The organism is Tumebacillus avium (genome assembly GCF_002162355.1).
In the GTDB taxonomy this organism is placed as follows: Bacteria; Bacillota; Bacilli; order Tumebacillales; family Tumebacillaceae; genus Tumebacillus_A; species Tumebacillus_A avium.
Genome location: NZ_CP021434.1, coordinates 3901502 through 3923363 on the forward strand (window position 1 = coordinate 3901502; position 21862 = coordinate 3923363).

Annotated in this window: 26 protein-coding genes and 1 pseudogene; 19 read left to right on the top strand and 8 right to left on the bottom strand. The window is 50.6% G+C overall.

Translation table 11 applies throughout. From position 1 onward, the window contains the following. Positions 1–10: 10 nt before the first annotated feature. Together CBW65_RS18675 and CBW65_RS24930 are read right to left on the bottom strand one after the other, a co-directional pair. A complete protein-coding gene (locus CBW65_RS18675) occupies positions 11–784 on the bottom strand; it encodes a hypothetical protein (protein WP_087458113.1) in 774 nt (257 codons plus the stop codon). A 138-nt stretch (positions 785–922) separates the two neighbouring features. Continuing rightward, positions 923–1033: pseudogene (locus tag CBW65_RS24930) on the bottom strand (excalibur calcium-binding domain-containing protein); the annotation flags it as partial. Between the two features lie 200 nt (positions 1034–1233). Between CBW65_RS24930 and CBW65_RS18685 the strand changes: the two are divergent. The 4 genes from CBW65_RS18685 (at position 1234) to CBW65_RS18700 (ending at position 3524) form a co-directional block, all read left to right on the top strand. Continuing rightward, complete coding sequence (locus tag CBW65_RS18685) at positions 1234–2076, top strand: hypothetical protein (protein ID WP_087458115.1); 843 nt, start codon at positions 1234–1236, stop codon at positions 2074–2076. Positions 2077–2117: 41 nt separating this feature from the next. Further along, positions 2118–2570 (top strand): sunset domain-containing protein, encoded by a 453-nt coding sequence (locus CBW65_RS18690; RefSeq protein ID WP_087458116.1) that lies wholly within the window; start codon positions 2118–2120, stop codon positions 2568–2570. A 103-nt stretch (positions 2571–2673) separates the two neighbouring features. After that, a complete protein-coding gene (locus CBW65_RS18695; protein ID WP_087458117.1) occupies positions 2674–3231 on the top strand; it encodes a GNAT family N-acetyltransferase in 558 nt (185 codons plus the stop codon). A gap of 26 nt (positions 3232–3257) precedes the next feature. Then, positions 3258–3524 (top strand): hypothetical protein, encoded by a 267-nt coding sequence (locus tag CBW65_RS18700; RefSeq protein ID WP_087458118.1) that lies wholly within the window; start codon positions 3258–3260, stop codon positions 3522–3524. On the opposite strand, the gene CBW65_RS18705 is transcribed toward CBW65_RS18700, so the two are convergent. Then, positions 3521–3787, bottom strand: a complete 267-nt coding sequence (locus CBW65_RS18705) for a DUF7662 domain-containing protein (RefSeq protein WP_087458119.1) — start codon at positions 3785–3787, stop codon at positions 3521–3523. The two genes, CBW65_RS18700 and CBW65_RS18705, sit on opposite strands and share 4 nt — an antisense overlap. A 39-nt stretch (positions 3788–3826) precedes the next feature. On the opposite strand from CBW65_RS18705, the gene CBW65_RS18710 reads away from it, so the two are divergent. After that, positions 3827–4372 (top strand): MOSC domain-containing protein, encoded by a 546-nt coding sequence (locus tag CBW65_RS18710; RefSeq protein ID WP_087458120.1) that lies wholly within the window; start codon positions 3827–3829, stop codon positions 4370–4372. A gap of 19 nt (positions 4373–4391) precedes the next feature. Here CBW65_RS18710 and CBW65_RS18715 read toward each other — a convergent pair whose 3' ends face one another. Genes CBW65_RS18715 through CBW65_RS18720 form a run of 3 tightly spaced genes read right to left on the bottom strand, consistent with a single transcriptional unit; the run spans position 4392 to position 5883 of the window. Then, complete coding sequence (locus CBW65_RS18715) at positions 4392–5045, bottom strand: ankyrin repeat domain-containing protein (protein ID WP_087458121.1); 654 nt, start codon at positions 5043–5045, stop codon at positions 4392–4394. 51 nt (positions 5046–5096) lie between these two features. Continuing rightward, on the bottom strand, positions 5097–5222 hold the full coding sequence (locus CBW65_RS25175) for a hypothetical protein (protein ID WP_269767965.1): 126 nt from the start codon (positions 5220–5222) through the stop codon (positions 5097–5099). 1 nt (position 5223) lies between these two features. Continuing rightward, positions 5224–5883 carry a helix-turn-helix domain-containing protein gene (locus tag CBW65_RS18720; RefSeq protein WP_087458122.1) on the bottom strand — a complete coding sequence of 220 codons (660 nt, stop codon included), beginning with the start codon at positions 5881–5883 and terminating at the stop codon, positions 5224–5226. Positions 5884–6402: 519 nt separating this feature from the next. Here CBW65_RS18720 and CBW65_RS18725 point away from each other — a divergent pair. The 6 genes from CBW65_RS18725 (at position 6403) to CBW65_RS18745 (ending at position 12025) form a co-directional block, all read left to right on the top strand. Continuing rightward, positions 6403–7377 (top strand): hypothetical protein, encoded by a 975-nt coding sequence (locus CBW65_RS18725; protein ID WP_087458123.1) that lies wholly within the window; start codon positions 6403–6405, stop codon positions 7375–7377. Between the two features lie 19 nt (positions 7378–7396). Then, complete coding sequence (locus CBW65_RS18730; protein WP_157722056.1) at positions 7397–7618, top strand: hypothetical protein; 222 nt, start codon at positions 7397–7399, stop codon at positions 7616–7618. A gap of 206 nt (positions 7619–7824) precedes the next feature. Then, complete coding sequence (locus CBW65_RS18735) at positions 7825–9792, top strand: ABC transporter substrate-binding protein (RefSeq protein ID WP_232463552.1); 1968 nt, start codon at positions 7825–7827, stop codon at positions 9790–9792. 299 nt (positions 9793–10091) lie between these two features. Further along, a complete protein-coding gene (locus CBW65_RS18740) occupies positions 10092–10934 on the top strand; it encodes a hypothetical protein (protein WP_087458126.1) in 843 nt (280 codons plus the stop codon). A gap of 89 nt (positions 10935–11023) precedes the next feature. Further along, positions 11024–11293 (top strand): DUF7669 domain-containing protein, encoded by a 270-nt coding sequence (locus CBW65_RS25465; RefSeq protein ID WP_456300705.1) that lies wholly within the window; start codon positions 11024–11026, stop codon positions 11291–11293. Positions 11294–11356: 63 nt separating this feature from the next. Next, positions 11357–12025: a DUF4145 domain-containing protein gene (locus CBW65_RS18745; RefSeq protein WP_087458127.1), complete on the top strand. Its 669-nt coding sequence runs from the start codon at positions 11357–11359 to the stop codon at positions 12023–12025. Positions 12026–12046: 21 nt separating this feature from the next. Here the strand turns inward: CBW65_RS18745 and CBW65_RS25415 are convergent, their stop codons facing one another. After that, positions 12047–12442 (bottom strand): hypothetical protein, encoded by a 396-nt coding sequence (locus CBW65_RS25415; RefSeq protein ID WP_157722057.1) that lies wholly within the window; start codon positions 12440–12442, stop codon positions 12047–12049. Between the two features lie 183 nt (positions 12443–12625). On the opposite strand from CBW65_RS25415, the gene proS reads away from it, so the two are divergent. The 8 genes from proS (at position 12626) to CBW65_RS18790 (ending at position 20769) form a co-directional block, all read left to right on the top strand. Then, entirely contained in the window at positions 12626–14104 is a 1479-nt protein-coding gene (proS, locus tag CBW65_RS18755) for a proline--tRNA ligase (protein ID WP_087458129.1), read from the top strand. Positions 14105–14226: 122 nt separating this feature from the next. Beyond that, positions 14227–14430, top strand: a complete 204-nt coding sequence (locus CBW65_RS18760; protein ID WP_087458130.1) for a zinc ribbon domain-containing protein — start codon at positions 14227–14229, stop codon at positions 14428–14430. Positions 14431–14599: 169 nt separating this feature from the next. Next, positions 14600–15580 carry a stage V sporulation protein K gene (gene spoVK, locus CBW65_RS18765; RefSeq protein ID WP_408646559.1) on the top strand — a complete coding sequence of 327 codons (981 nt, stop codon included), beginning with the start codon at positions 14600–14602 and terminating at the stop codon, positions 15578–15580. After that, complete coding sequence (locus tag CBW65_RS18770) at positions 15555–16148, top strand: GTPase (RefSeq protein ID WP_157722058.1); 594 nt, start codon at positions 15555–15557, stop codon at positions 16146–16148. The genes spoVK and CBW65_RS18770 overlap by 26 nt, the downstream gene beginning before the upstream one ends. Beyond that, positions 16129–16737, top strand: coding sequence for a hypothetical protein (locus CBW65_RS18775; RefSeq protein WP_087458132.1), 609 nt, complete (start codon positions 16129–16131; stop codon positions 16735–16737). Before CBW65_RS18770 ends, CBW65_RS18775 begins: the two co-directional genes overlap by 20 nt. Then, on the top strand, positions 16734–16919 hold the full coding sequence (locus tag CBW65_RS18780; protein WP_087458133.1) for a hypothetical protein: 186 nt from the start codon (positions 16734–16736) through the stop codon (positions 16917–16919). The genes CBW65_RS18775 and CBW65_RS18780 overlap by 4 nt, the downstream gene beginning before the upstream one ends. 131 nt (positions 16920–17050) lie before the next feature. Then, complete coding sequence (locus CBW65_RS18785) at positions 17051–20197, top strand: type I polyketide synthase (RefSeq protein ID WP_087458134.1); 3147 nt, start codon at positions 17051–17053, stop codon at positions 20195–20197. A gap of 83 nt (positions 20198–20280) precedes the next feature. Further along, on the top strand, positions 20281–20769 hold the full coding sequence (locus CBW65_RS18790; RefSeq protein ID WP_087458135.1) for a VUT family protein: 489 nt from the start codon (positions 20281–20283) through the stop codon (positions 20767–20769). Here the strand turns inward: CBW65_RS18790 and CBW65_RS18795 are convergent. Then, positions 20766–21860, bottom strand: coding sequence for a GerAB/ArcD/ProY family transporter (locus CBW65_RS18795; protein WP_087458136.1), 1095 nt, complete (start codon positions 21858–21860; stop codon positions 20766–20768). The two genes, CBW65_RS18790 and CBW65_RS18795, sit on opposite strands and share 4 nt — an antisense overlap. Positions 21861–21862: the final 2 nt, after the last annotated feature.

A 21862-nucleotide genomic window follows, 5' to 3' on the forward strand; every position in this document is an offset into this window, starting at 1 on the left:
GTGCTCTTTTTTACTTGATTACGATTTCCGCGTCTTCAATCACTTCACCCTGGTTGATAAAAGAGACGCGATACGTACCGGCATCTTCAATCGTAAATGGCATCACTAAGACGTTATAGGCTTCATTCGTCTGCAGATCTTCCGAATAGAAATCTTTCCAGTCCGAGCCAACTTGTTGTTCGACGTAGAACTTAAGCGATTTCGTGTCAAACGTGTCATACGAGTAGACTCGTGCGTACAACTGCTGACCGGTTTTATACTCCTTGCCTTTGACAATCAGTTCATCCGACTTTTCTTCAAACGTCGTGCCGACGATGACGCTGTCCCCGTCGCCTACGCCAATTCCGTCATTTGGAGCGGAGTAGAGGTGCCCTTGCATGATGACGGCGGCGGAGAGCAATCCAGCGAAGATAAAGCCCATCTTCGAAGTCAGTTCCTTGGGAACATAGCGGCGTTGGAAGAAGATCATGCCAAAGATCCAGGCGATGTACAGATAATTGCCGACATACTGATTGCCAAAAAGATCAAAGCTGAAAATCATCAGAAGCAACACTGCGACCGCAGACACCCATGTCCACCAGATGTGTTGTTTCTTGCCAAGCTTCTTCCAATTGTTCGAAAAGAAAATCGCCCCGGCAATCAGCGTCAAGCACCAAGCCCAGACCGCGCCGATCTCAGGAGCTTTTACATTCGATTTTTCAGTTTCTACAGCAGGCGCTTCTACAGCCATCGGCTGACTGCATGCTCCCTGCTCATGCTCTTTCCCGCATTGCGAGCAGACCAAAACGATTCCTCCATTTCATCCTGTTTGTCGACTTTACATTCTAGGTAAATATAGATAAGCCCTTTCTCAGGCTCACATGTAATATTTTCATAATCAAAAAGAACACGAGCCCTGAATAGGCGGACTCGTGCTCGTTGCTTATTCACATGCGATGCCATCCCCATCCCGATCAAGTTTTGCAGTGTATCCTTGCTCTCCTTTTTGAAGGGGGGCCTTACCTGCATTTTTTACTTCTGTGCAGTTTGCATACACGGTCTCTGTAGGGATCATCGTGGTCAGATTCGGTTTAAGTTCATTGGTGACTAAAAGAACAGGGACCAGAACGACAACAGCAATAAAGATACCCGAGAAAGTTTTTTTCCATTTCACATTACCCAACCCCATTTCGTGCTGTTTATTTCATATAAAATGTATATGATGAAATGATTTAGAAAATGGAGGTTTGAAATGTGAATAATCCGATCGCGCTGATTGGGAGTTCTGTTTTACAGTTGGTTGGAGGAAATGTTTATATATTCCTCTTTGTTATCGTTTACATCGGAGTGTTCTTATGGCTGTATAAAGAGCTTCGCAAGGAAGATTCCGAAAGAACTGGGAAAGTATTAGAGCGTTTCGACAAAACGGTTGAAACCCTTGGGAAATTAGAAAACTCCTTGCTTCAGTACCTTGAAGGCACAAAAGATCGAGAAGCACAAAAGCAAATGTATGACCTAATCGGTAGTTCATACCCGTATTTACAGATTAGCTTGATTGAAAAAATACAAGGGATATTCACCGACACTTCAACTGAGTACGGCAAGGAATGTATTGACTTGATAAGGAAAGAAGTTCGAGTGTTAAAAAATTACAATGAAGGTGCCGTTCCGAAACTTGCAAACGGGGAACTGACCTCTTGGGTTGAGCAGTTTGTTGCAATGATCATTTCACGATTTGTTAAACCAGCGTACGTCGCTTTGCTAATTCTTGGCGGTTTGTATAGTTTCGTGGCCACAATCCTGATCTCGGTTTCTCGATTGTACTCGACCTCTCAGGTTTGGGAATTCGTGCTGTGTATTATCGCTGTATGTTTTCTGGGTGTGTTTATAGTGATCACTATAACTTCGATTGCTGACGGCAGGTGGAAGCAATTTCTGCGATTTGATGGACCGCTGCTGCTGTTACCACCTTTACTAGGTGTTGTACTCACAAGTGGAATCGTAGCTCGTGGCGTTTCCTTCTCTCTCTTTGTAGGTGTTCTTCTGTATTTTTATTACACTCAAAGAAAAAACAAGGTGATGAGAGAGGAAGCATAGAATTTACTAACGTATACGGAAAATATAGGAGGTGATCAGTTATGTTTATCGCGAGGTATAAACAACTGTTTGCAGGCATTCTCATCGGCAGCGTAATCGCCGGTGTCAGTGTGGCTTCTGCGGATCAGAGTATTACTGCATATCTTAGCCCGATCAAATTTACGTTTGATGGTAAAACCAAGGCATTGCCAGAAGGGTATGCTGTTCTAACTTATAAGGATCGTACATACGTACCTGCACGTTTTGTTGCAGAAGAACTTGGCGCAAAAGTGGATTGGATTAATTCGACGCAGACGGTAGCCATTACCACAACTACGGGGCTCCCGTCCGGTCAAAATTGTGGAACACCTGCAATCAAAGGGAACATTAGCAGCTCTGGGGAGAAGATTTTCCATGTTCCGGGTGGTCAGTATTATGAAGTAACCATTGCTGAGGAGATGTTCTGTACACCGGAGGCTGCTCTTGCTGCGGGTTATCGTGCCTCCTTGCGTTAGTGATTGGCAATTAGAAAGAGCACAGGTGCCGTGTTGGCACTGTGCTCTTTTTTCGAAAATGTGTAAAATGGTAGATAACACCATCGTCCATAGGAGGCAACACATGATCCGGCCAGCACATCAAGAAGACTTTCAACCAGCAATCAAGCTGATCTACTCAACCATTGGGAAAATAGGAAACACTCTCGCTGGTTCGGATGACCCTGCAGAAGTCACCGGAGTTCTTGAAACGTTTTTCCAGCAAAAGGGCAACCGTCTCAGCTTCGAAAATACTCTGGTCAAAGAGCATGACGGACGTGTCGTTGGCGTCCTCGTCTCGTACCATGGCAGCCGGACCGCTGAACTGGATCAACCGTTCCTCGACCGCCTGATCGCTCATACTGGTGATCCGAGCCTTACGATCACCAAAGAAGCTCAAGACGACGAGTATTACCTCGACACGATCGCCGTATCTTCAGAGTATGAAGGCCGCGGCTTTGGCAGGGAACTGATGCGTGCGTTCGAAGAAAAGGCACGTGCCGAAGAGCATCACAAATTGGCTCTTCTTGTTGAAAAAGACAACGAACGGGCGTATCGTCTCTACGAAAAAGCAGGCTTCCGCGTGGATGGAGAACTGACCGTCAGTGGGTATCGGTTCTATCATATGGTGAAATTGATCTGATACCAATGCAGGAGGGAAGTGACAGTATGAATGGGATCGCTGTGTATCTTGTGATGATTACTATCTTCTTTTTGCTTATGTTGACGTTTCTCTACACCGGAGTCATGGGTGCGATCAGAGGGTCGATAGCAACGCTGTCAGTAAGTACTTTACTTGGAGTCATTGCGGTCATCGTTTCTTTTCCATGGATTGGACAATTCATTCTTCCAATCCCGGTGGTAACCGCAGTTTTGGCGCTTGTGCTTTTCATTAGAAGGAGATCATCAGGTACTCACATACAAAAAGACGCCTAGACGGCGTCTTTGTTTCTTCGAAATGTCACGATTTCATTTGCGATATCTAGGCTTTCTTGCACCCAACCGTATTCTAGCCAAGCTTGGCAATGTCTTGATTTTTGATTGTAGCAGTTGCCCCACCAAGCTTGATATTTTCTTGCAGAAGGCGGCAAGTTTCGGTGGATAATGGTTTCAATTTCTTCGAATTTCATTGTTAGATTGTTGGACTCATGTTTTTGTAGAAATTGACTTAGTTGCAGGTAAACGGAACTCTTTGCCATAAGGGACCTTCTTTCTAAAAAAATCAGGTGGTGTCGGGTATGGAAAAAAGGGTGGTTGTTGCGGTAAGCAGCAGTTCTTCGCATACGTTTAGCAAACCTACGCAGGACAGCATTAAGCTTTTGGCAGGGCTGGGAGTAGAAGGGGATGCGCATTTGGGAGAGACGGTAAAACATCGCTCGCGGGTGAAGCAAGACCCGACGCAGCCCAATTTGCGGCAGGTGCATTTGATTCACGCGGAGCTGTTTGAGGAGTTGCAGAGCAAAGGTTTTACCGTCTCCGCCGGGCAGATGGGGGAGAACGTGACCACCAGCGGTGTCGATCTGCTGGGACTGCCGGCGGGTGCGCGTCTGTATCTCGGTGAAACGGCGGTGGTGGAGATCACCGGACTTCGCAACCCCTGCGCACAGCTGGATCGCTTCCAGCCAGGACTGATGAAAGCTGTGCTGGATCAGGATGAGCAAGGCAACCTCATTCGCAAAGCCGGTGTTATGGGCATTGTGTTGGCAGGCGGCGAAGTGCGACCGGGAGACGCGATTCGCGTTGAACTGCCTTCTGAACCGTACCGCCCACTGGAGCGGGTATGAGCACCTCAGGGTGCTTTTTTTATTGCTGCAGCAGTTGGATGATCTCGTCGTGCTGCTTTTCTTTGGCATAATCCAAGGCAGTTTTGCCCACGTAGTCGATGGTCTTCACGTTCGCCCCGTTTTTGACGAGTTGGCGCACGTTTTCGGTCTGCAGACTATCTACCGCCCAGTGCAAGGGTGTACGGCCATTTTTGGCTTGCAGGTTGAGAATGGCCCCGCCTTCTAGTAAGACCTGAATCATTTCAGGCGTCCCATGCATCGCGGCATCGATGAGGGCAGTTCTGCCTTCTGTCTTGTCCTGGATGTTTGGGTCGGCACCATGGGCTAGCAGAATTTTCACGATATCCAGATGACCGTTTGCCGTTGCGCCGCGCAGGGCTGTCATCCAAGTGTCGTCCTTCGCGTCGGGGTCGGCTCCGGCTTGCAAAAGATATTCCACCATCTGTAGATGGCCTTTGTACGCAGCAGCGATCAGGGCCGTTTCACCGTATTCTCCACGCGCATCTACGTCCATTCCGTTCGAGATGTCCGCTTGCACGTCAGGCAGATAATTATTGGCAGCTTTCTCCACATATTGCTGTTCTGCTTGCGATACTTCCCGGTTCCAGATTAGTAGTCCCACTACGAGGAACGCAGCGATAACGCCGCTGCCGGTCAGGTATTTTTTCTTCAAATAAATCACCTCACAGAATGTGAAGGAGCCCGTCGATGTGACGGGCTCTGTTTAGGCTGTTTGGTTAACGATGATGCCATCCGGGTCTATCGGTTTTACATAAGCTTCATTTGTTGCAGAAAAAGAGGCGATGATTAGCGAAGAGGTAACTAATACGAAAAACGAAAACTTTTTCATGCTAAACACTCCGTTCGTTTATCTTTTTCAATAGTAAAGTACATGCTCGTTCGGTCTCAAATGCTGTTTTGTAGTCTCCAATTGATTGATAAGCTTCGCACACTACTTGGAGCGAGTCGACTTGATCGTGTAATAAACCAATTGTACCAAATATTCCCGCTGATTTTAAGGCGAATTCTATCGAATGTCCATGATTTTGAAGAAGTAACTCATATCGACTGCACGTTTGAAAAAATTCTCCCATCGAAGGTATTTGTTGGTCAGTAAGGTCAGCGGCGACTTGTGTGGCAAGATCGATGATTTGTGAAGCTTCATGGAGATTACGATTTTGGATATGTATCTGTGCGATTTTAGAATAAGACAAAAGCAGGTCAGGTAAGTTGTTACTCTCTTTATAATTGTCTGCGCACTCTTGTAATTGCTGAATTGCCAAGTAGGGATGATCACGCGCCGTGATCATGGCGGCGATAGTGAGGGGTACATGCAGCTTTTTGGCGATATGCTGCAAGAGGTACACCGAAGCGGTATTTTTATCCCGCTCCAACTGGCTGATCATCGAGATCGTTACATACCCGTCGGCCACTTCGCTTTGTGCCATGCCTTTTTCCAAGCGGAGACGACGTATCCGTTGTCCAAGTGTTTCTTGAGGATCAATGTTCACCTAAAACTCTCCCTGTAATTACAAATGTGTTCCTTTTTATTATACAATTGGATATTCAGCTTTGGAAAGTGCAAAAAAGACCTAGCAGACATTCTGCTGGGCTTTTCTTTTAGGTAAATGATCCGGCGATTAAAATGCTGCAAATATATTTGTCGGATTGGTTTGATAAAATACTGTCAATGATCTTGATAAATAATTTTGCTTTGGATTTTTTCTTTGCTATACGTCTATACCGCCAGATAATAAGGACGCCGGCTGACAGAGCAATTAAGAGGAAACAAATAATTATTAGAAATGTAGCAAATCCAGTTTCAGTCTTGTCATGAATTTTTCCAATGTATGGAGGCGGATAATTATACCTTCTTAAGCATATCGCGTTATTTTCTGTTGTGTATTTGAGTGTTATAGTGGAGGGATTTCAAGTAGGTTTTTTTGATGAGCTCGAACTGAGCAGAATAATCACTTATGCACAAGGGGATAAATGGAATTATGTGTTGTTTAGTTGGGAGGGGTAAGGAGATGCTAGCAGAATTTGAGCTTCGCAGTAACTCGATTACCTGTTATAGATTCATATTGGATATCGAACAACTGCAAGTAGTGTCGGATGAACTATCAGCAAAGCTAACGTTTCACCCACAGTTCGAGTCACCGATTGGTCTTCTTGATGATTATATTTCTTTACTTGGTGGACATGTGGAGTTGGATTCGAGGGTAAAGGTTGATATTCCGGTACAAGCCAAGCTGCCAGGACGACCATTTTGGATTCCCTTGTCAAATAAAATGATTCAATATATTGAAGAAAACCGTGTTCCACAACAGGAAATCGAAATAAGTTTATCTTTTTATGCGGTCTGTCACATCCCAAACAATTATTATCGTAGTAGAAATGACTCGGAGTGGGAGAAGAGAATCGATCAGGCTCTTAAACTTGTTACAGGGAAGATGAGTACATTTACAGTTTATCCCCCAGTTAGAGTTCGAATCCATCGTGAGAAGTGGAGTAATTTATTAAAGGATGCGGGTTACAAGTCTTTTGAGCTTTTGGAGTTGCCGACTCTTAACTTACGTCCTAAACAGTCAGATCGATGGTTACAGGTGACTGGAAGATTCGAGGAATTTATTCACAAAGAGCGAATGGGGTACTATGAAGATTGTATGCGGAATGCAAGGATCTTATTGGAGGATGTAATGGTGCTGTTAGCTTCTCATACTGGTGTACAGTTGAATCAGAAACAGGCGTCTGGGAAAATCGAGAGTCTTGTAGCCAGTTTGAAGAAGCGATTTCCTACGATAATAGACTCAATAGAGTCGCTTGAATGGCTGATGAAGTCGATAAACCTGTCCAGTCGTGCACATCATCACGGAGGAGAAGTAGTCGTAGCAATGGGAGGGATGCGCAAACAGGTTAAGTATATTAGCTACCTTCTGGCAGCGTTGCTCTCTGCAAGTGTCACACTGTTGGAGGACTTCGTACCGGAAAATGAAAGTACCTAAAATCAAGGAGGTTTTGGAGTTGAAAGTAGAATTTAATATTGTTGGCGGTGGGGTCATAGGTCAAATAAATCCTATCGATTTGGACGCAGGCGGTGTACAGGCTCTGTTTAATTTGAAGGAAATTAAATTGCGAATCTATACCAGTGCTGGAGTATCTACTGTAAGTTCTTGTAGTATTCGTGATATTTCATTGGATGCTTCTGAACAGACACCTTTGTTAAGGGTTAATATACAAACTTAGTATTTTTTAACAAAAGAGCATGAGACAAAATCGTCGCATGCTCTTTTGTCGATAATTCACCATGTGCTAACTTTTTTTGATCCTTCCTTATACCTCTTAGAAATCACAGTTGGAACTGGCCCAAATTACCTTAAAGGATTTCCACCTCCATCTCCGAATACTACTAAAGATTTTGTCAATTTGGAGGAGATTGCACCTTGGCTAACGTGTGGAAAAACACGCTGCTCGGCGTGACGATGGTCTCGCTGATGTCTGTGCCGAACGTGACAGAAGCAGCAGCACCGCCGATCACGATTAAGATCGACGGGCAGAAACAAACGTATGACAGCGCACCGTACATGAAAAACGACAGAACCCTTGTGCCTTTGCGCGGGATCTTTGAAAAACAGGGCGCTGAAGTGTTCTGGAAACAGGAGACGAATACCGTCGTTGCGGTCAAAGGCGACATGACGATCACTTTGAAAATCGGCTCGAAAACCGCGTACGTCAACGGCGCTCCGGTCACGCTGGACCAGGCGGCGGAAATGAAAAACGACCGCACGATGGTGCCGATCCGCTTTGTTTCGGAAACGTTGGGCGCAGACGTGAAATGGGAGCAGAAGACCAACTCCGTCCTGATCACTTCTGGCGTCAAATCGACGCCGAATAAAGGGCAGGTGCTGCACCTGTCGCAATTTAACGACGTCGACACGCTGGACTCGGTGCTCGCAACGGACACAGCTTCGTTCAACATGATCTCGCAGATCAACGAAGGCTTGACCCGCCTCGACAAGGATGGCAAGGCCGTTCCAGGCGTGGCGAAGAGCTGGACCATATCTCCGGACGGCAAGACCTACCGCTTCACGCTGCGCCCTGACGCAAAATGGTCGGACGGCAGCGCGGTGACGGCGAGCGATTTTGACTATGCTTGGAAACGCGGCTTGAAACGCTCCACCGGGGCTAACTATGCATTCCTCCTGACGTGGATCAAGGGCGGGCAAGATTACTACAATGGCACCGGCTCCGCTTCGGGTGTCGGCATCAAAGTGATCGATCCGAAAACGCTCGAAGTCACGCTGGAATCCCCGATTCCCTTTTTCCCGGAACAGTTGGCCTTCCCGACCTACTATCCGCAGAAGAAAGCGTTTGTCGAACAAAAACGCGCCGCGTATGGCAACGATGCCGGCACGGTGCTGTCCAACGGCCCGTTTAAGCTGCATACCTGGGCATACGGCCAACTGATCTATCTCGAGAAAAACAATACGTACTGGGATCGCGCCAATGTAAAACTGCAAAAGGTCAACGTGTACATCGGCAAGCCGCAAGCGACGCAGAAGACGATGTACACCAAAGGCCAACTCGACCTGTTCCAGGCTGAAGCCAACGCGCACGCGCTCTACCAAGGGAACCCGGAGTACCATTCCGCTCCCGAGCAGACCAGCGGCTATCTGCAGTTCAATATGACGCACCCGGTGCTGAAAAATAAAAAGATCCGCCAAGCGCTGACCTATGCGATCGATGCGAACCAATACGTGAGCAAGGTGTACAACAACGGTACGGTCGGCGCGACCGGACTCGTTCCGTACGGCATCTCGAACGGTCAGGGCGGCGACTTCCGCACGACAAACGGCGACCTGCTGAATCGCAGCGCCAACCTGCCGAAAGCGAAAGCGCTGCTGCAGGAAGGCTTGAAAGAGTTGGGTCTGACCCAACTGCCGACGCTGACCGTGCTGATGGACAACGGCACAACCTCCAAGCTCTCCGGAGTAACGCTGCAAGAGCAATGGCACCAAAACCTCGGTGTTGAGATCGAGACGGAGTATGTGTCGTTCGCGGAACGGCTTGAGCGTTCCGTATGGGGCGATTTCCAAATCGTGTACTCGTTCTGGGGCGCTGATTACAACGACCCGATGACGTTCCTCGACATGTATCTGACCGACAGTGATTTCAATGAGACGCGCTACAGCAATCCGGAGTACGACCGTCTGGTGATGGCAGCACAGAAAGAGGTCAACGCGGCCATGCGCATGCAGTACCTGTACGATGCCGAAAAGATCTTGATGAACGATCTGCCGGTCGCGCCGGTCCTTTACCGCCAGTACTCGTATCTGCTCAAGCCGTATGTGAAGAATCTGACGCTTGTGGACAACATCAAGGGCTATGATTTGAAGAATGTTTCAATTGAAGGAAAGTAAAAGCATCTCTGAGCAAAAAGCTCCTTCGGTTACGGCCGAAGGAGCTTTTTTAAAATCTCTTTGCTCTATCAGTGTTACGGTGATCAAATAACAGAATATGAAATAAAATAGTTCGCGATGGGTGTGCAGTTTTTGCAGCGTTGGCGGCCAGACCTTCACCGGCGACGTGTTTGCCGACCCGGCGTATTTTGTGGACTCGCATCTGAACGGTCTCCCGCGCCAACCGCGATCCGTTCGGCGGCAAAAGCGACATTTTTACCAAGATCGAAGTCGACGGCGAAACGGTGTCGGACGACCGGATGTGGAAAAAGAACGACTTTCCGACCGGCACCTGCTACAACCTGCTCTGGGGCTATGATAACGCTTCGAGCGGTTTCCAGTACTCCGACAACTATAACTTCCGCTATGTGGCGAAACGGCAAGGTTTGGCAGTCTCCATCGAAGTGTTTGACGTCAACTGTGGAGAATGTGAGGTAATGGGTATAAAAAGGAAGCCAGAAGGCTTCCTTTTTTATATCGCGGGGCAAGTCTGCAAGTTGACACACTGGGTATGTTTTGGTAATATAAACATAGGGTTTTATAAAATAACAAAAACTAGAGGTGGAAAAATGAGTTCATTTGAGACATGGAAGAGGTACCGGGATGAGTTTATTTCAAAACTCGAGGACTATGGCTACAGACTAACTGAAAGCGGCACGTCGAATAAAAAATTGGTCGTAGAAGGTCGGGATTATCAATTTAAAGTTATCTTTCGATATTCTACTCGTACAGAGAAAACTGGATATAGTTTTACGTTCAACGCTGATGAGTTTGGAGATGATGAAAATAGTTTCTTTGTCTATGCTCTTGTTGGTTCAAATGAAGTCACTCGTTATCTCATAATTAACCATGCTATTTTCAAGAGTATAATGGAGAAACCGTTCCAGTCTAACACATACCTAACCACCGGAAGTTACACCTTTAATTTTGGGAAAGCAGATAGTGAGAAATTAGGGAAATGGGCAGAGTTTGTCGGTGGGATTGAGGTGTTTGAGAAATTTTATAGTAATAGTGACCTCATAACGATCCCACGTTCTGTTCTGTATGCTATGAAAAAGAAACTTTACGACATGCAAAATGAACTAGACAGGTTGCTGGGATAACTGCTTGGGCAGTTAGCTATTCCCCTTGGTACTATAAGGAGGATACTGTTTTTCAAAGTGTGAGGCGGAAACGATAGAGGAGGAGAAGAATGGGAGATAGCGTCATCAAGAGAAATGGGTGTAGGGAAGAAGTATTACTAGCGATCAGTGCTGTCATTAAGCAAAAGGGGAGAAATAGCTTTACGGTTACCGAAGTGCTACATTACTTAAAAGGTGTTGGTTCAACATATAAAGAGTCAACAATTAGGACTCAAATTAGTTCCAGATGTTGTTCTAATTCTCCTAACCACCACGCAACTACATACAGAGATTTGGAACGAATCGGGGCTGGAGTATACAGGTCCTTACATCACATTTAAATGGATGTGTATAAGATTAGTTGATCTCATATTAGGCATTAAATAATATATGGGGGCGATGGGATGGGTGGCAATGCAGAAGAGAAAGTATTGTTATGTTATCATTGCGGCAATAAAACCTCGATGAAAAAAGTTGCTAAACATACATATCGAGATAGAGAGTTTTTAGATTATGAGAATAACTTCTGGGTTTCTTATGGGAATGAGTGGTCAATTTTTTTCTGCCCGGTTTGCCAAAATGTCACTATTGAGGAATGTTACTGGCATAGCGAAGAAACGGGACCTCGTGGAGAGCAATACTATAATTATAGAATCCTGTACCCGCAAGTAAACATCAGTAATACTACAATTCCTGAAAAAGTGGTAAAAGCATTCGAATCGGCTATAAAAGTAAGGCATATCGATAACAATACTTGCGTGTTTTCATTACGGAAAACACTCGAGTTGATTTGCAAAGATCAAAATGCTCAGGGTACTAAACTCTATGAGATGCTAAACGATCTATATGAGAAAGGGGTTCTTCCTAAGCTCTTAGATAGCATGGCAACTCTCTTAAGAAAAGCTGGAAATGAAGCAGCCCATTCTGATGAGGAAATATCAGATGGGTTAGTGAGCGATTTGATTGATTTTACGCAAACTATTATTGAGTATATATACGTCCTGCCTAATAAACTTCAAAAAATCCAATATCATATTGAAAAGCAAGTCAGTGAGAATGGCAGAGGTATATAATGCTCTTTGTTTAGATTGAAACTACAAAGTGAAATCCGTCTCATCCACATAATTTGGACAGATCTGCTGAGCATGAGATTCCTTTCTCTCTTCATTGTTATTTGGCATTTTAAGGAGAGATTGGTCTGGCGCCGAGAACTTCAACGAAAACCCATAGAAAAAGGTCTTAGCGAATGCGCTAAGGCCCTTTTCTGTGTCTATTTCCCTTTTTTGATGCAATACCAGGAACGGGAGCGGGCGGTGATAGCCGGCTCTTTTGGTTCGCTTGCAGGCGTTTGTTTGGCCTGCTCGATCAGCAGGGCGAGCTCCGCTTGGAAGGTGTTGCGGGTGGTGCGTGATCAGGCGGGTCGCCAGCAGCGAGTGCCTGCCGAGTGTGAAGAAATTGTCATGTACGCCGACCTGCGAGACGTTGAGCAAGCTCGACCAAATCTCAGCCAGTTGCGCCGCGGTCTCGTTGCAACAGCGCGGCCGACGCGAACCGTTCTTGACTTCGGTTGCTGAAATCTATCAAAAACAGCCTTGTTCTGGCCATCATTTCCCTTTTTATATGAATTGGTTTATAATAAGGTTCGCCAGAATGACTTCGGGGGTGCAGGATTTATGCAAGAGAAGAATCAAAACAAACAAAGCGTTTCAAAAGAGATCACTCCGCAATCCAAGGACTTTTCTCGCTGGTATCTTGATACGATCCGGAAAGCGGACCTGATGGATTACGCTCCAGTGCGCGGGTGCATCGTATTTAAGCCGGAAGGTTTCGAACTGTGGGAACGCATTCAGCAGGCGATGGATAAGCGTTTTAAAGAGACCGGACACCGGAATGCATACTTTCCGATGCTCATTCCTGAGTCTTTCTTCGAAAAAGAAAAAGAGCACGTCGAAGGCTTCAACCCGGAACTGCCTTGGGTGACGGAAGCCGGTGGCGAGCCGCTTGAAGAGAAATACGCGCTGCGCCCGACCTCCGAGACGATCATCGGTCATATGTACAGCCAATGGATCAACAGCTACCGCGATCTTCCGGTACTGATCAATCAGTGGGCAAACGTATTCCGTTGGGAAAAACGGACGTTCCCGTTCCTGCGCACGTCTGAGTTTCTGTGGCAAGAAGGGCATACCGCTCATGTTGATGAAGCAGAAGCGCGTGAAGAGACGATGCGAATGTTGGAAATTTACCGCGAAGTGGTCGAAAATGAGCTGGCAATCCCGGTCTGGGTGGGTCAAAAGACACCGAGCGAACGTTTTGCAGGAGCCGTAGATACATATTCAATTGAAGCGATGATGCAGGATGGCAAAGCTGTACAAGCCGGTACCTCGCATTATCTTGGCGATAAATTTGCAATTGGATTTAATATTAAATATCTTGATCGCGACAACCAGCACAAATATGTACACACCACGTCCTGGGGGACTTCGACACGCCTGATTGGTTCAATGGTCATGGTGCATGGTGATGACAAAGGCCTGGCCTTGCCGCCGCGCATCGCTCCGACGCAGGTTGTCATCATTCCGGCAGGTCCGATGAGCAAGCGTGAAATGGTGCTGGAGAAGCTTGACGAGATCTATGCTGCGCTTAAAGAAGCTGGAGTCCGCGTCAGAACGGACTTGCGTGATGAGACGCCGGGCTGGAAGTTTAACGAGTGGGAAATGCGCGGTGTTCCGGTACGCATCGAGATCGGTCCGCGTGATGTTGAAAACAATCAAGTGGTGGCAGCTCGCCGTGATACCGGTGAAAAGACGACACTGAGCATCGAGAATCTGGCAGAGTCTGTCAACCAATTGCTGGCCGATGTGCAATCCAATATGTTCCAAAGGGCACAAGACTTCCGCACGGCCAACTCGTACACGCACATCAATTCGATTCAAGAACTTCACGATCATATTGAGTCGTCCGAACAAGCGGACAAGATCGCGGGTTGGGTATTGTCCGGCTGGTGTGGCAACGATGACTGTGAGTCGAAAGTCAAGGAAGAGACCGGTTTCTCGTCGCGCAATATCCCGTTTGCTCCTCCTGTAGGTAAAGAGACCTGCATTTGCTGTGGGGAAAAAGCGGAACATACTGTCTGGTTTGCTCGTTCCTATTAATAAATTTCAGATTCCGTATGAAAAATCCCCTGACAATCGTCGGGGATTTTTATTATGCGATCTGGAACCATCCAAGCGCTGAAACGTAAAAGATAGCATAACTGGCAAGGAGTGATCGATGGATGAGTGAAAAGGGATGTATCAAATGCGGAAGCAGACAAGCTAAGTCGAAAGAAGTCGCCATGACCGGCACAGGCCTTTCCAAGATGTTTGATATTCAGCACAATCAGTTTATCGTCGTGTACTGCGCAAATTGCGGGTACTCTGAGTTTTACAATAAACAATCGTCGGCTGGTTCAAACATTCTTGATCTCTTCTTTGGTTGATAAGAGAAAACCGGATCACTCAGAGCGTTGAGTGATCCGGTTTTTTTAGGTATTCACCCATCTCGCCCCACCTACATAGGCTATACCACATTCTCTTCAAAGCGAGGTGGAAACCAACGTGATTAAGAGCGGTCAGAAGCCGCCGAACCAGCGTGACGGGATCGATGTGATCGATCAGTACCGTAATGGCGAGGTGGCGCTGAACGAAGCACTTAGACGGCTATACGGACCTGGGAGCACTTCTTCGGTGGTGCGCCGGGAGGGGAACCGCTCGACGCAGTCGGAGATGCAGCGCTTCCAGCAAATTTTGAACGAGCTCGATTCGATGATCGGTCTCAAACAAGTCAAGACGTTGGTCAAGGAGATCTACGCGTTTGTGCAGATTCAACAAAAGCGCGCGCAGGCAAAACTTGCCACAGAGCCGATCGTGTTGCATATGATCTTCAAAGGGAACCCAGGCACCGGCAAAACGACGGTTGCCCGCATTCTCGCCAAGCTCTTGCGCGAGATGGGCGTGCTGTCCAAGGGGCATCTGGTCGAAGTCGAACGCGCCGACCTGGTCGGGGAGTACATCGGCCACACGGCGCAAAAGACCCGCGATCACATCAAAAAAGCCTTGGGCGGTATTATGTTTATCGATGAAGCGTATTCTCTAGCACGCGGCGGTGAAAAAGATTTTGGCAAAGAAGCCATCGACACGATGGTCAAGGCGATGGAGGATCACAAGAACGACTTTGTCCTCATCCTGGCCGGGTACGGCTATGAGATGGACCTGTTCTTGCGCACCAATCCGGGCCTGCCGAGCCGATTCCCGATCGTGGTGAACTTTGAGGACTACAGCGAATCGGAACTGATGCAAATCGCGGACACGATGCTTCGCAAACGCGAATACAAATTGTCTCCGGAAGCGGCGAGCAAACTGCGCACGTTCCTGCGCAACTCAGCTTCCAATGGTCAGCGCAACTTCAGCAACGCCCGCATGGTGCGTAATGTCATCGAAAAAGGAATCCGACTGCAAGCGGTGCGGCTGCTCGATGCCAGCCGGCCGACGCGGGATGAACTGATGCGCATTGAGCCGGACGATTTGGTTTTGGGGGAGGGACTCAGGCATGAGGAACTGTCTCGTGATTGGGAGAACCAACGTCGGTAAGACGATCTTCTGCATCAATTTTGCGGAATTTTTAGGTCTCCAACGCATGGAAGTGTTTTTCCAGCTTCCCGACGGCACCACCCGGCAGCGCAAACTGGACATGGTCAGCGCCCGGCACGAACTGTCCGGCACCGGCCTGCACAAGACGCGCAGCCTGCAATCGATCCAGCTCGACCTGCCGCGCGGCAAAGGCACCCGCGCGTTTAAGCTCACCGACTCCACGGGACTGGCCGACGGCATTCACCCCGACCTCGAAATGCGGGAGGCGATGGCGCAAACGCTCCAAGAGCTGCGCCATGCCGACTGCATCCTGCACCTCGTCGACGCCAAAGAAGTCCAGCGCGCCGGCGGCTTACAGGCGCTTGGCGAGCTCGACCTGCAGATCGCCGAAGTCGGGCAGCGCAAAAGCGGCTATCTCTGCCTGGCGAACAAGACCGATCTGCCAGAAGGAAAAAGCGGCTTCCGGCTCCTGCAAAAAGAGTTGAAAGGAATGAATCTGCTGCCGATCTCGGCCCTCTACCGCCAAGGATTTCGGGAGGTGAAAGAGCATGTTTGGCGTCTGGTCTAGCCTGCTGGTCGAGTGGATCGGCATTGTGCTGGCAGGACTGACGATCAAACTGATGGACGACTGGCTGGACGTGGAATACGACCAGTGCGTCGGACGGCACACGCTGGCGATCCGTTTGGGCCGCGCGTGCCTGCCGTACGCCTTGCTCGGATTGGGTCTGGCGATGACGCTGGCGCCGCAGGAAGCGCTGGCCCTGTTTCTCGCCGCCTACGCGATCGGCATGGGCCACGACCTGCGGGAAAAAATGCCGACCAAGCTGCCCGGCTGGGCCGAATCGGCGATCGTGCTGGGCATTTCCGGCTGGGCGACGAGCATTGGTCTGACCTTATGGGCGCTCTGCGTGATGGCGATGATCCAACTGCTCGATGACCTGATGGATCTGCAGCATGACCGCCGTTCTGGTCAGAATAATCTGGCAATCAGGTTCGGATTTGTGGAAGTGACTTTGGCGATGTTCATCACCCTCTTGGCGTCGGTGCTGCTCTCGCCGCTGAAAACGGTGCAGGTGCTGCTGGCCGCGCCTTTGGTGCATATGATCATGGCGTTGTTTGGCGGGATCGGCATCCGGAAAAGGAGGGAGGAGCCGTGACGTCTGTGCTGCTCTCGGCGCTCTTCCTGCTCCTCGTCCTGCTGGCAGGTTTTGCAGCGGGACGGCGCAGCGGGCGATCGTCCGGTCTGCAGGAAGGGCGCGTGATGTCGCGGATCGAACTGCGCGAGGAATCGCTGCGCAAAGGCGCCTGCCCGATCTGTGACAAGTCGTATCTTCATTAAAAAGAATCAAGAACAACGAGACGGCCTCGAAAGGGGCCGTTTTTGTTTGCGATAAAATGTTAATCTTATTAAAGGAAATAACCGTGGCGTGAAGTATTAAGAAAGTATCGAAGAAAAAGGGAGTGTGTCTCATGTACGAGGAGGGGACGTTGGACGGCATTGCGATCATCGGGCTGGCCGGGCGCTTTCCCGGCGCGGCCGACATCGGCCAGTTTTGGCAAAACCTGCGGGATGGCGTTGAATCGGTGACCTGGCTGTCGGAGGAAGAACTGCTGCGGGCAGGGCGCGATCCGGAACTGGTCCAAGACCCGCATTATGTCAAAGCGGCGGCGATGCTGGACGGCGCCGATCGGTTTGACGCGGCGTTTTTCGGCTACAACCCGCGTGAGGCCGAGACGATGGACCCGCAGCAGCGCTTGTTTTTGGAAACGGCTTGGACGGCGCTTGAGCATGCCGGATATCACTCGGATGCGTACGACGGATTGATCTCGGTGTTTGCAGGGGCCGGGATGAACCGCTACCTCCTGTACAATCTGGCACCCAATCGGGAACTGGTCAAGGCGCTGGGCGAGGCGCAGATGATGATCGGGAATGACAAAGACTTTCTCGCGACTCGCACCGCGTACAAATTAAACCTGAAAGGCGCGGCCGTCGGCGTGCAGACCGCCTGCTCGTCATCGCTGGTCGCTGTGCACATGGCCTGCCAGAGCCTGCTCAGCCGAGAGTGCGACATGGCGCTGGCCGGCGGGGTGACGATTGCGGTGCCGCAGGAAAACGGCTATCTGTACCACGAAGGCGGCATCGCATCGGATGACGGGCACACGCGCACGTTTGATGCGGATGCCAAAGGGACGGTGTTTGGGAGCGGCATCGGCATCGTTGTCGTCAAGCGACTGGAAGATGCGGTGGCGGACGGCGATACGATCTATGCGGTGATCAAAGGCTCGGCGATCAACAACGACGGGTCGCAAAAAGTCAGCTATACCGCGCCGAGCATCGAAGGGCAGGTCGGCGTCATCTCCGAAGCGCTGGCTATCGGCGGTGTGGAGCCGGAGACGGTCAGCTACATCGAGGCGCACGGGACGGCGACGCCGCTTGGCGATCCGATCGAGATCGCCTCGCTGAACAAAGTGTTTCAGGCCGCGACCGACCTTAGGCAATTTTGCGCCATCGGCTCGGTGAAGACAAACGTAGGGCACCTGGACATCGCGGCCGGTGTGACCGGGCTGATCAAAACGACGCTCGCCCTGCAGCACAAGCAACTGCCACCGTCCCTGCATTTTGAAAAAGCGAATGCGGCGATCGACTTTGAAAGCAGTCCGTTTTATGTGAATACAGAACTGAAGGAATGGAAAGCGGACGGGCCGAGGCGCGCCGGTGTGAGTTCATTTGGTTTTGGCGGGACGAACGCCCATGTGGTGTTGGAAGAAGCCCCGGAGCTCGAACTCTCCGGCCTGTCGCGGGAGTGGCAACTGCTGGTCTGGTCGGCCAAAACGGACTTGGCGCTGGAGATGGCAACGGAGCGGCTGGCGGCGCATCTGCAGGAGACGGAGCAGGAAGTTGCCGATGTGGCGTATACCTTGCAAGTTGGCCGCAAAGCGTTTGCCCACCGCCGGATGGTCGTCTGCGAAGACGGGGCCGAAGCGGCGGAACTGCTTTTGACGCGCGATCCGAAACGGGTGCTGACCAGCGTGGGCACAGAAGGGGCGGGGAAGCGCCCAGTCGCGTTTTTGTTCTCCGGAACGGGGAGCCAGTATGTGAACATGGCGCGGGATCTGTACGAGACAGAACCGCTGTTTCATGAGGAAGTGGAGGCATGCTGCGAACTGCTTGCACCGTTGATCGGGCTGGATCTGCGCGATCTGCTCTACCCGGAGGAAGGTTTGGAGGAGCATGCCTCCGCAGAGCTGCGCCGGACGAAATATGCGCAGCCGGCGATTTTCGTGGTGGAGTATGCGCTGGTGAAACTGCTCATCGAGTGGGGCATCACGCCGTCCGCGATGATTGGGCATAGTCTGGGCGAATATGTGGCGGCGTGTCTGGCCGGGGTGTTTTCACTGGAGGATGCCTTGGAGCTGGTGGTGAAGCGGGCGCAGCTGATCGAGGCACTGCCACAGGGGGACATGCTGGCCGTGCACCTAAGTGAAACGGCGGTGTTGGCGCATCTGACGCGGCATGGTGCGGTGGCGCTGGCCGCCGTGAACGGGCCGGAGCTGTGTGTGGTGTCCGGGACGTCCGAAGCGGTGGCAGGTCTTCGGCAGGAGCTGGAAGCGGCCGATGTGGTCTGCAAGCGGGTGCATACGACGCATGCCTTTCATTCGGTGATGGTCGAGCCGATCATGGATCAGTTTGCAGCGCTGGTGAGTTCGCTGGAGCGGAAGGCGCCGGAGCTGCCGTATGTGTCGAACGTGACCGGGACGTGGATCACGGCGGAAGAAGCATGTGACCCGCAGTACTGGGCGCGGCATCTGCGCGAGACGGTCAGGTTTGCCGACGGCGTGCAGGCGCTGAACCAAGAGCCCGATGTCATCCTGCTCGAGGTAGGGCCGGGGAAAGCGCTGGCGTCGTTTGCGCTCGCCGTCAAGCCGGAGCACAATCCGGGCCGGACGGTGCTGACGACGATTCGCCATGTGCAGGACAGGCAGTCTGACATCGCGTTTTTGCTGAACGCGCTGGGCAGAATGTGGCTGCTCGGGGCTGATGTGGACTGGCGGTCGTTCTCCGCCGATGAGAGCAGACGCCGCGTGCCGCTGCCGACTTATCCGTTTGAAAGCAAGCGCTACTGGATCGATCCGCCGGAGCAAGCCTACGCTTCCGCCTGGAGGCCGGCTGCCCGACGCGTGCCGTTGAACAGAGCAGCACGTGCCAAGCATCCGCAGTCAGAACGCAGTCTTTCGCAACTGCCCTTACAAGCGCAAACGAAACAGCAGCCGCATCGCCCTGTTCTCGCCGCCCATCCGCGGCCGAACTTGCTCACGCCGTACGTCGCGCCAGGAAATCATGCGGAGCGGACGATCGCCGGGTTCTGGCAGGAACTGCTCGGCATTGAGGGGATCGGCATCCATGACGACTTCTTTGAGCTCGGCGGCAACTCGCTGACCGCCACGAAATTGGCCGCGCGCCTGCGCGGGGCGTACCGTGTGGACGTGCCGCTGCGGGTGATCTTTGAAGCGGGCACCGTGCATGATCAGACCTACCTCGTAGAAGACCTGTTGATCGACCAGCTAGAAGCGATGGACGACGAACGGGCACGCTCTTTGTCAGTTTCGCGCGAATAATCTAATTTCCACGGAAATGGTCAAACACGTCTATAATGGGGAAATAGAAATGGATTGACCTTTTGTGGAGGTGCTTGACCAAGATGTATTTAGTGATTTTGTACCTGGCAGCCGTGGTGGCGGCCAATCTGTCTGTCGCGTATTTTGGACCGTCGTCCACGATCATAAACGCGTTTCTGTTCATCGGGCTGGACATCACCACCCGCGATGCTTTGCATGAGCGCTGGAAAGGCAGACAGCTCTGGCTGAACATGGGGCTGCTCGTGCTGACCGGCTCGGTGATTTCCTATCTGCTGAACCGCGATGCTGCGCAGATCGCACTCGCCTCCTTTGCGGCGTTTGCCTTGTCCAACATCGCCGATACGGTGGTGTATCATCTGCTGCGCCGCTATCCGAAGTTTGCCAAAGTCAACGGCTCGAACATCGCGTCGGCTGCGATCGACTCGATCACATTTCCGACGATCGCCTTTGGGGTGTTTATCCCGTGGGTGGTCGCCGGGCAGTTTTTGGCGAAAGTGCTGGGCGGCTATGTCTGGTCACTGATCTTGTTGCGCAAAAAGAGGAGGCCCTAAGCGGCCTCCTCTTTTTGTTCCTCATCTGGCTCTCGTCGTTTCTTGGGCTTCAGGAAGAGAAAAAACAGCACGGGGAGCAGCACCTGAAAGATGATGCCGAGGAATGGCCACGTGTAGTTCAGGTTCAGAATCTGAATCGCATTTTCATAGAAAAACAGCGAGCAGACCAGCGCCAGCGCCCCCACCGACATGGTCAGATTCTTGGCGGAAACGGTGGTGGCCGTCCGTTTGATGCCGTGGCAGACCACAAACAGGGACACGGACAGTTTGATCAACAGGCAGGGCAGATACACTGCAACGATCAACAGGTCAAACCGGTCCAAAAAGTCGGTCAGGCGGATCTGGCGAATCATCTCGTGGTTCGGATACATCATGCGTGCAGAGAGATGCGTGCCCAGCGTCAGCGTGTTGGTCACCATCAGCACTTCCAGCATCCCAAAGCCGATAAACAGCCCGTACACCACTCTTTTAAATGGGAGCCGGGTGCCGGCGCACAAAAACACCACCACAAACGATTCGGCAAAATAGGGCAGAGCCAGCCAACTCCCCTGCAGCAGCTTGACCAGCCCTTGATCAAAAAAGGGCTGCAAGTACTTGTAGTCGAGCTCTTTAAACAAAGTGATCGGGATCGCCATGACGACCAGGAAAAACAGCGGGAAAAACAATTCGGTCATTCTGCCGAGGAGCTCCACGCCGCCGCGGGCGATCATCACGAGCGTGATCACCGTCAAAATGCCGATCACGAGCAAGGGCGTGTTCAACAGCAAAGCGTTGTTGACAAAATCAAGCATCATCCGCATATCGCGGGTGAGGATGAAAAAGAAAAAAAGAATGTAGAGCACGGTGATTCCCCGGCCGGCCCAGCTCCAGCGGTTGACGACCGCCTCGAACAGGTCTTGCTGCGGGAAACGGTTCAACGTTCTTGCCAGCAGGTAGAGGATGAACACCATCACAAGTGTCGGCAGCAAATAGGCCAGCCACGAATCCTGCTGCGCGATCCCGATGATCTGTGCCGGAAGCGAGATCAAAGTCGCTTCGGTGATATAATTGCCGGTCATCAGCATCAATTGCCGGTCTGAAACCCGTTCCAAGT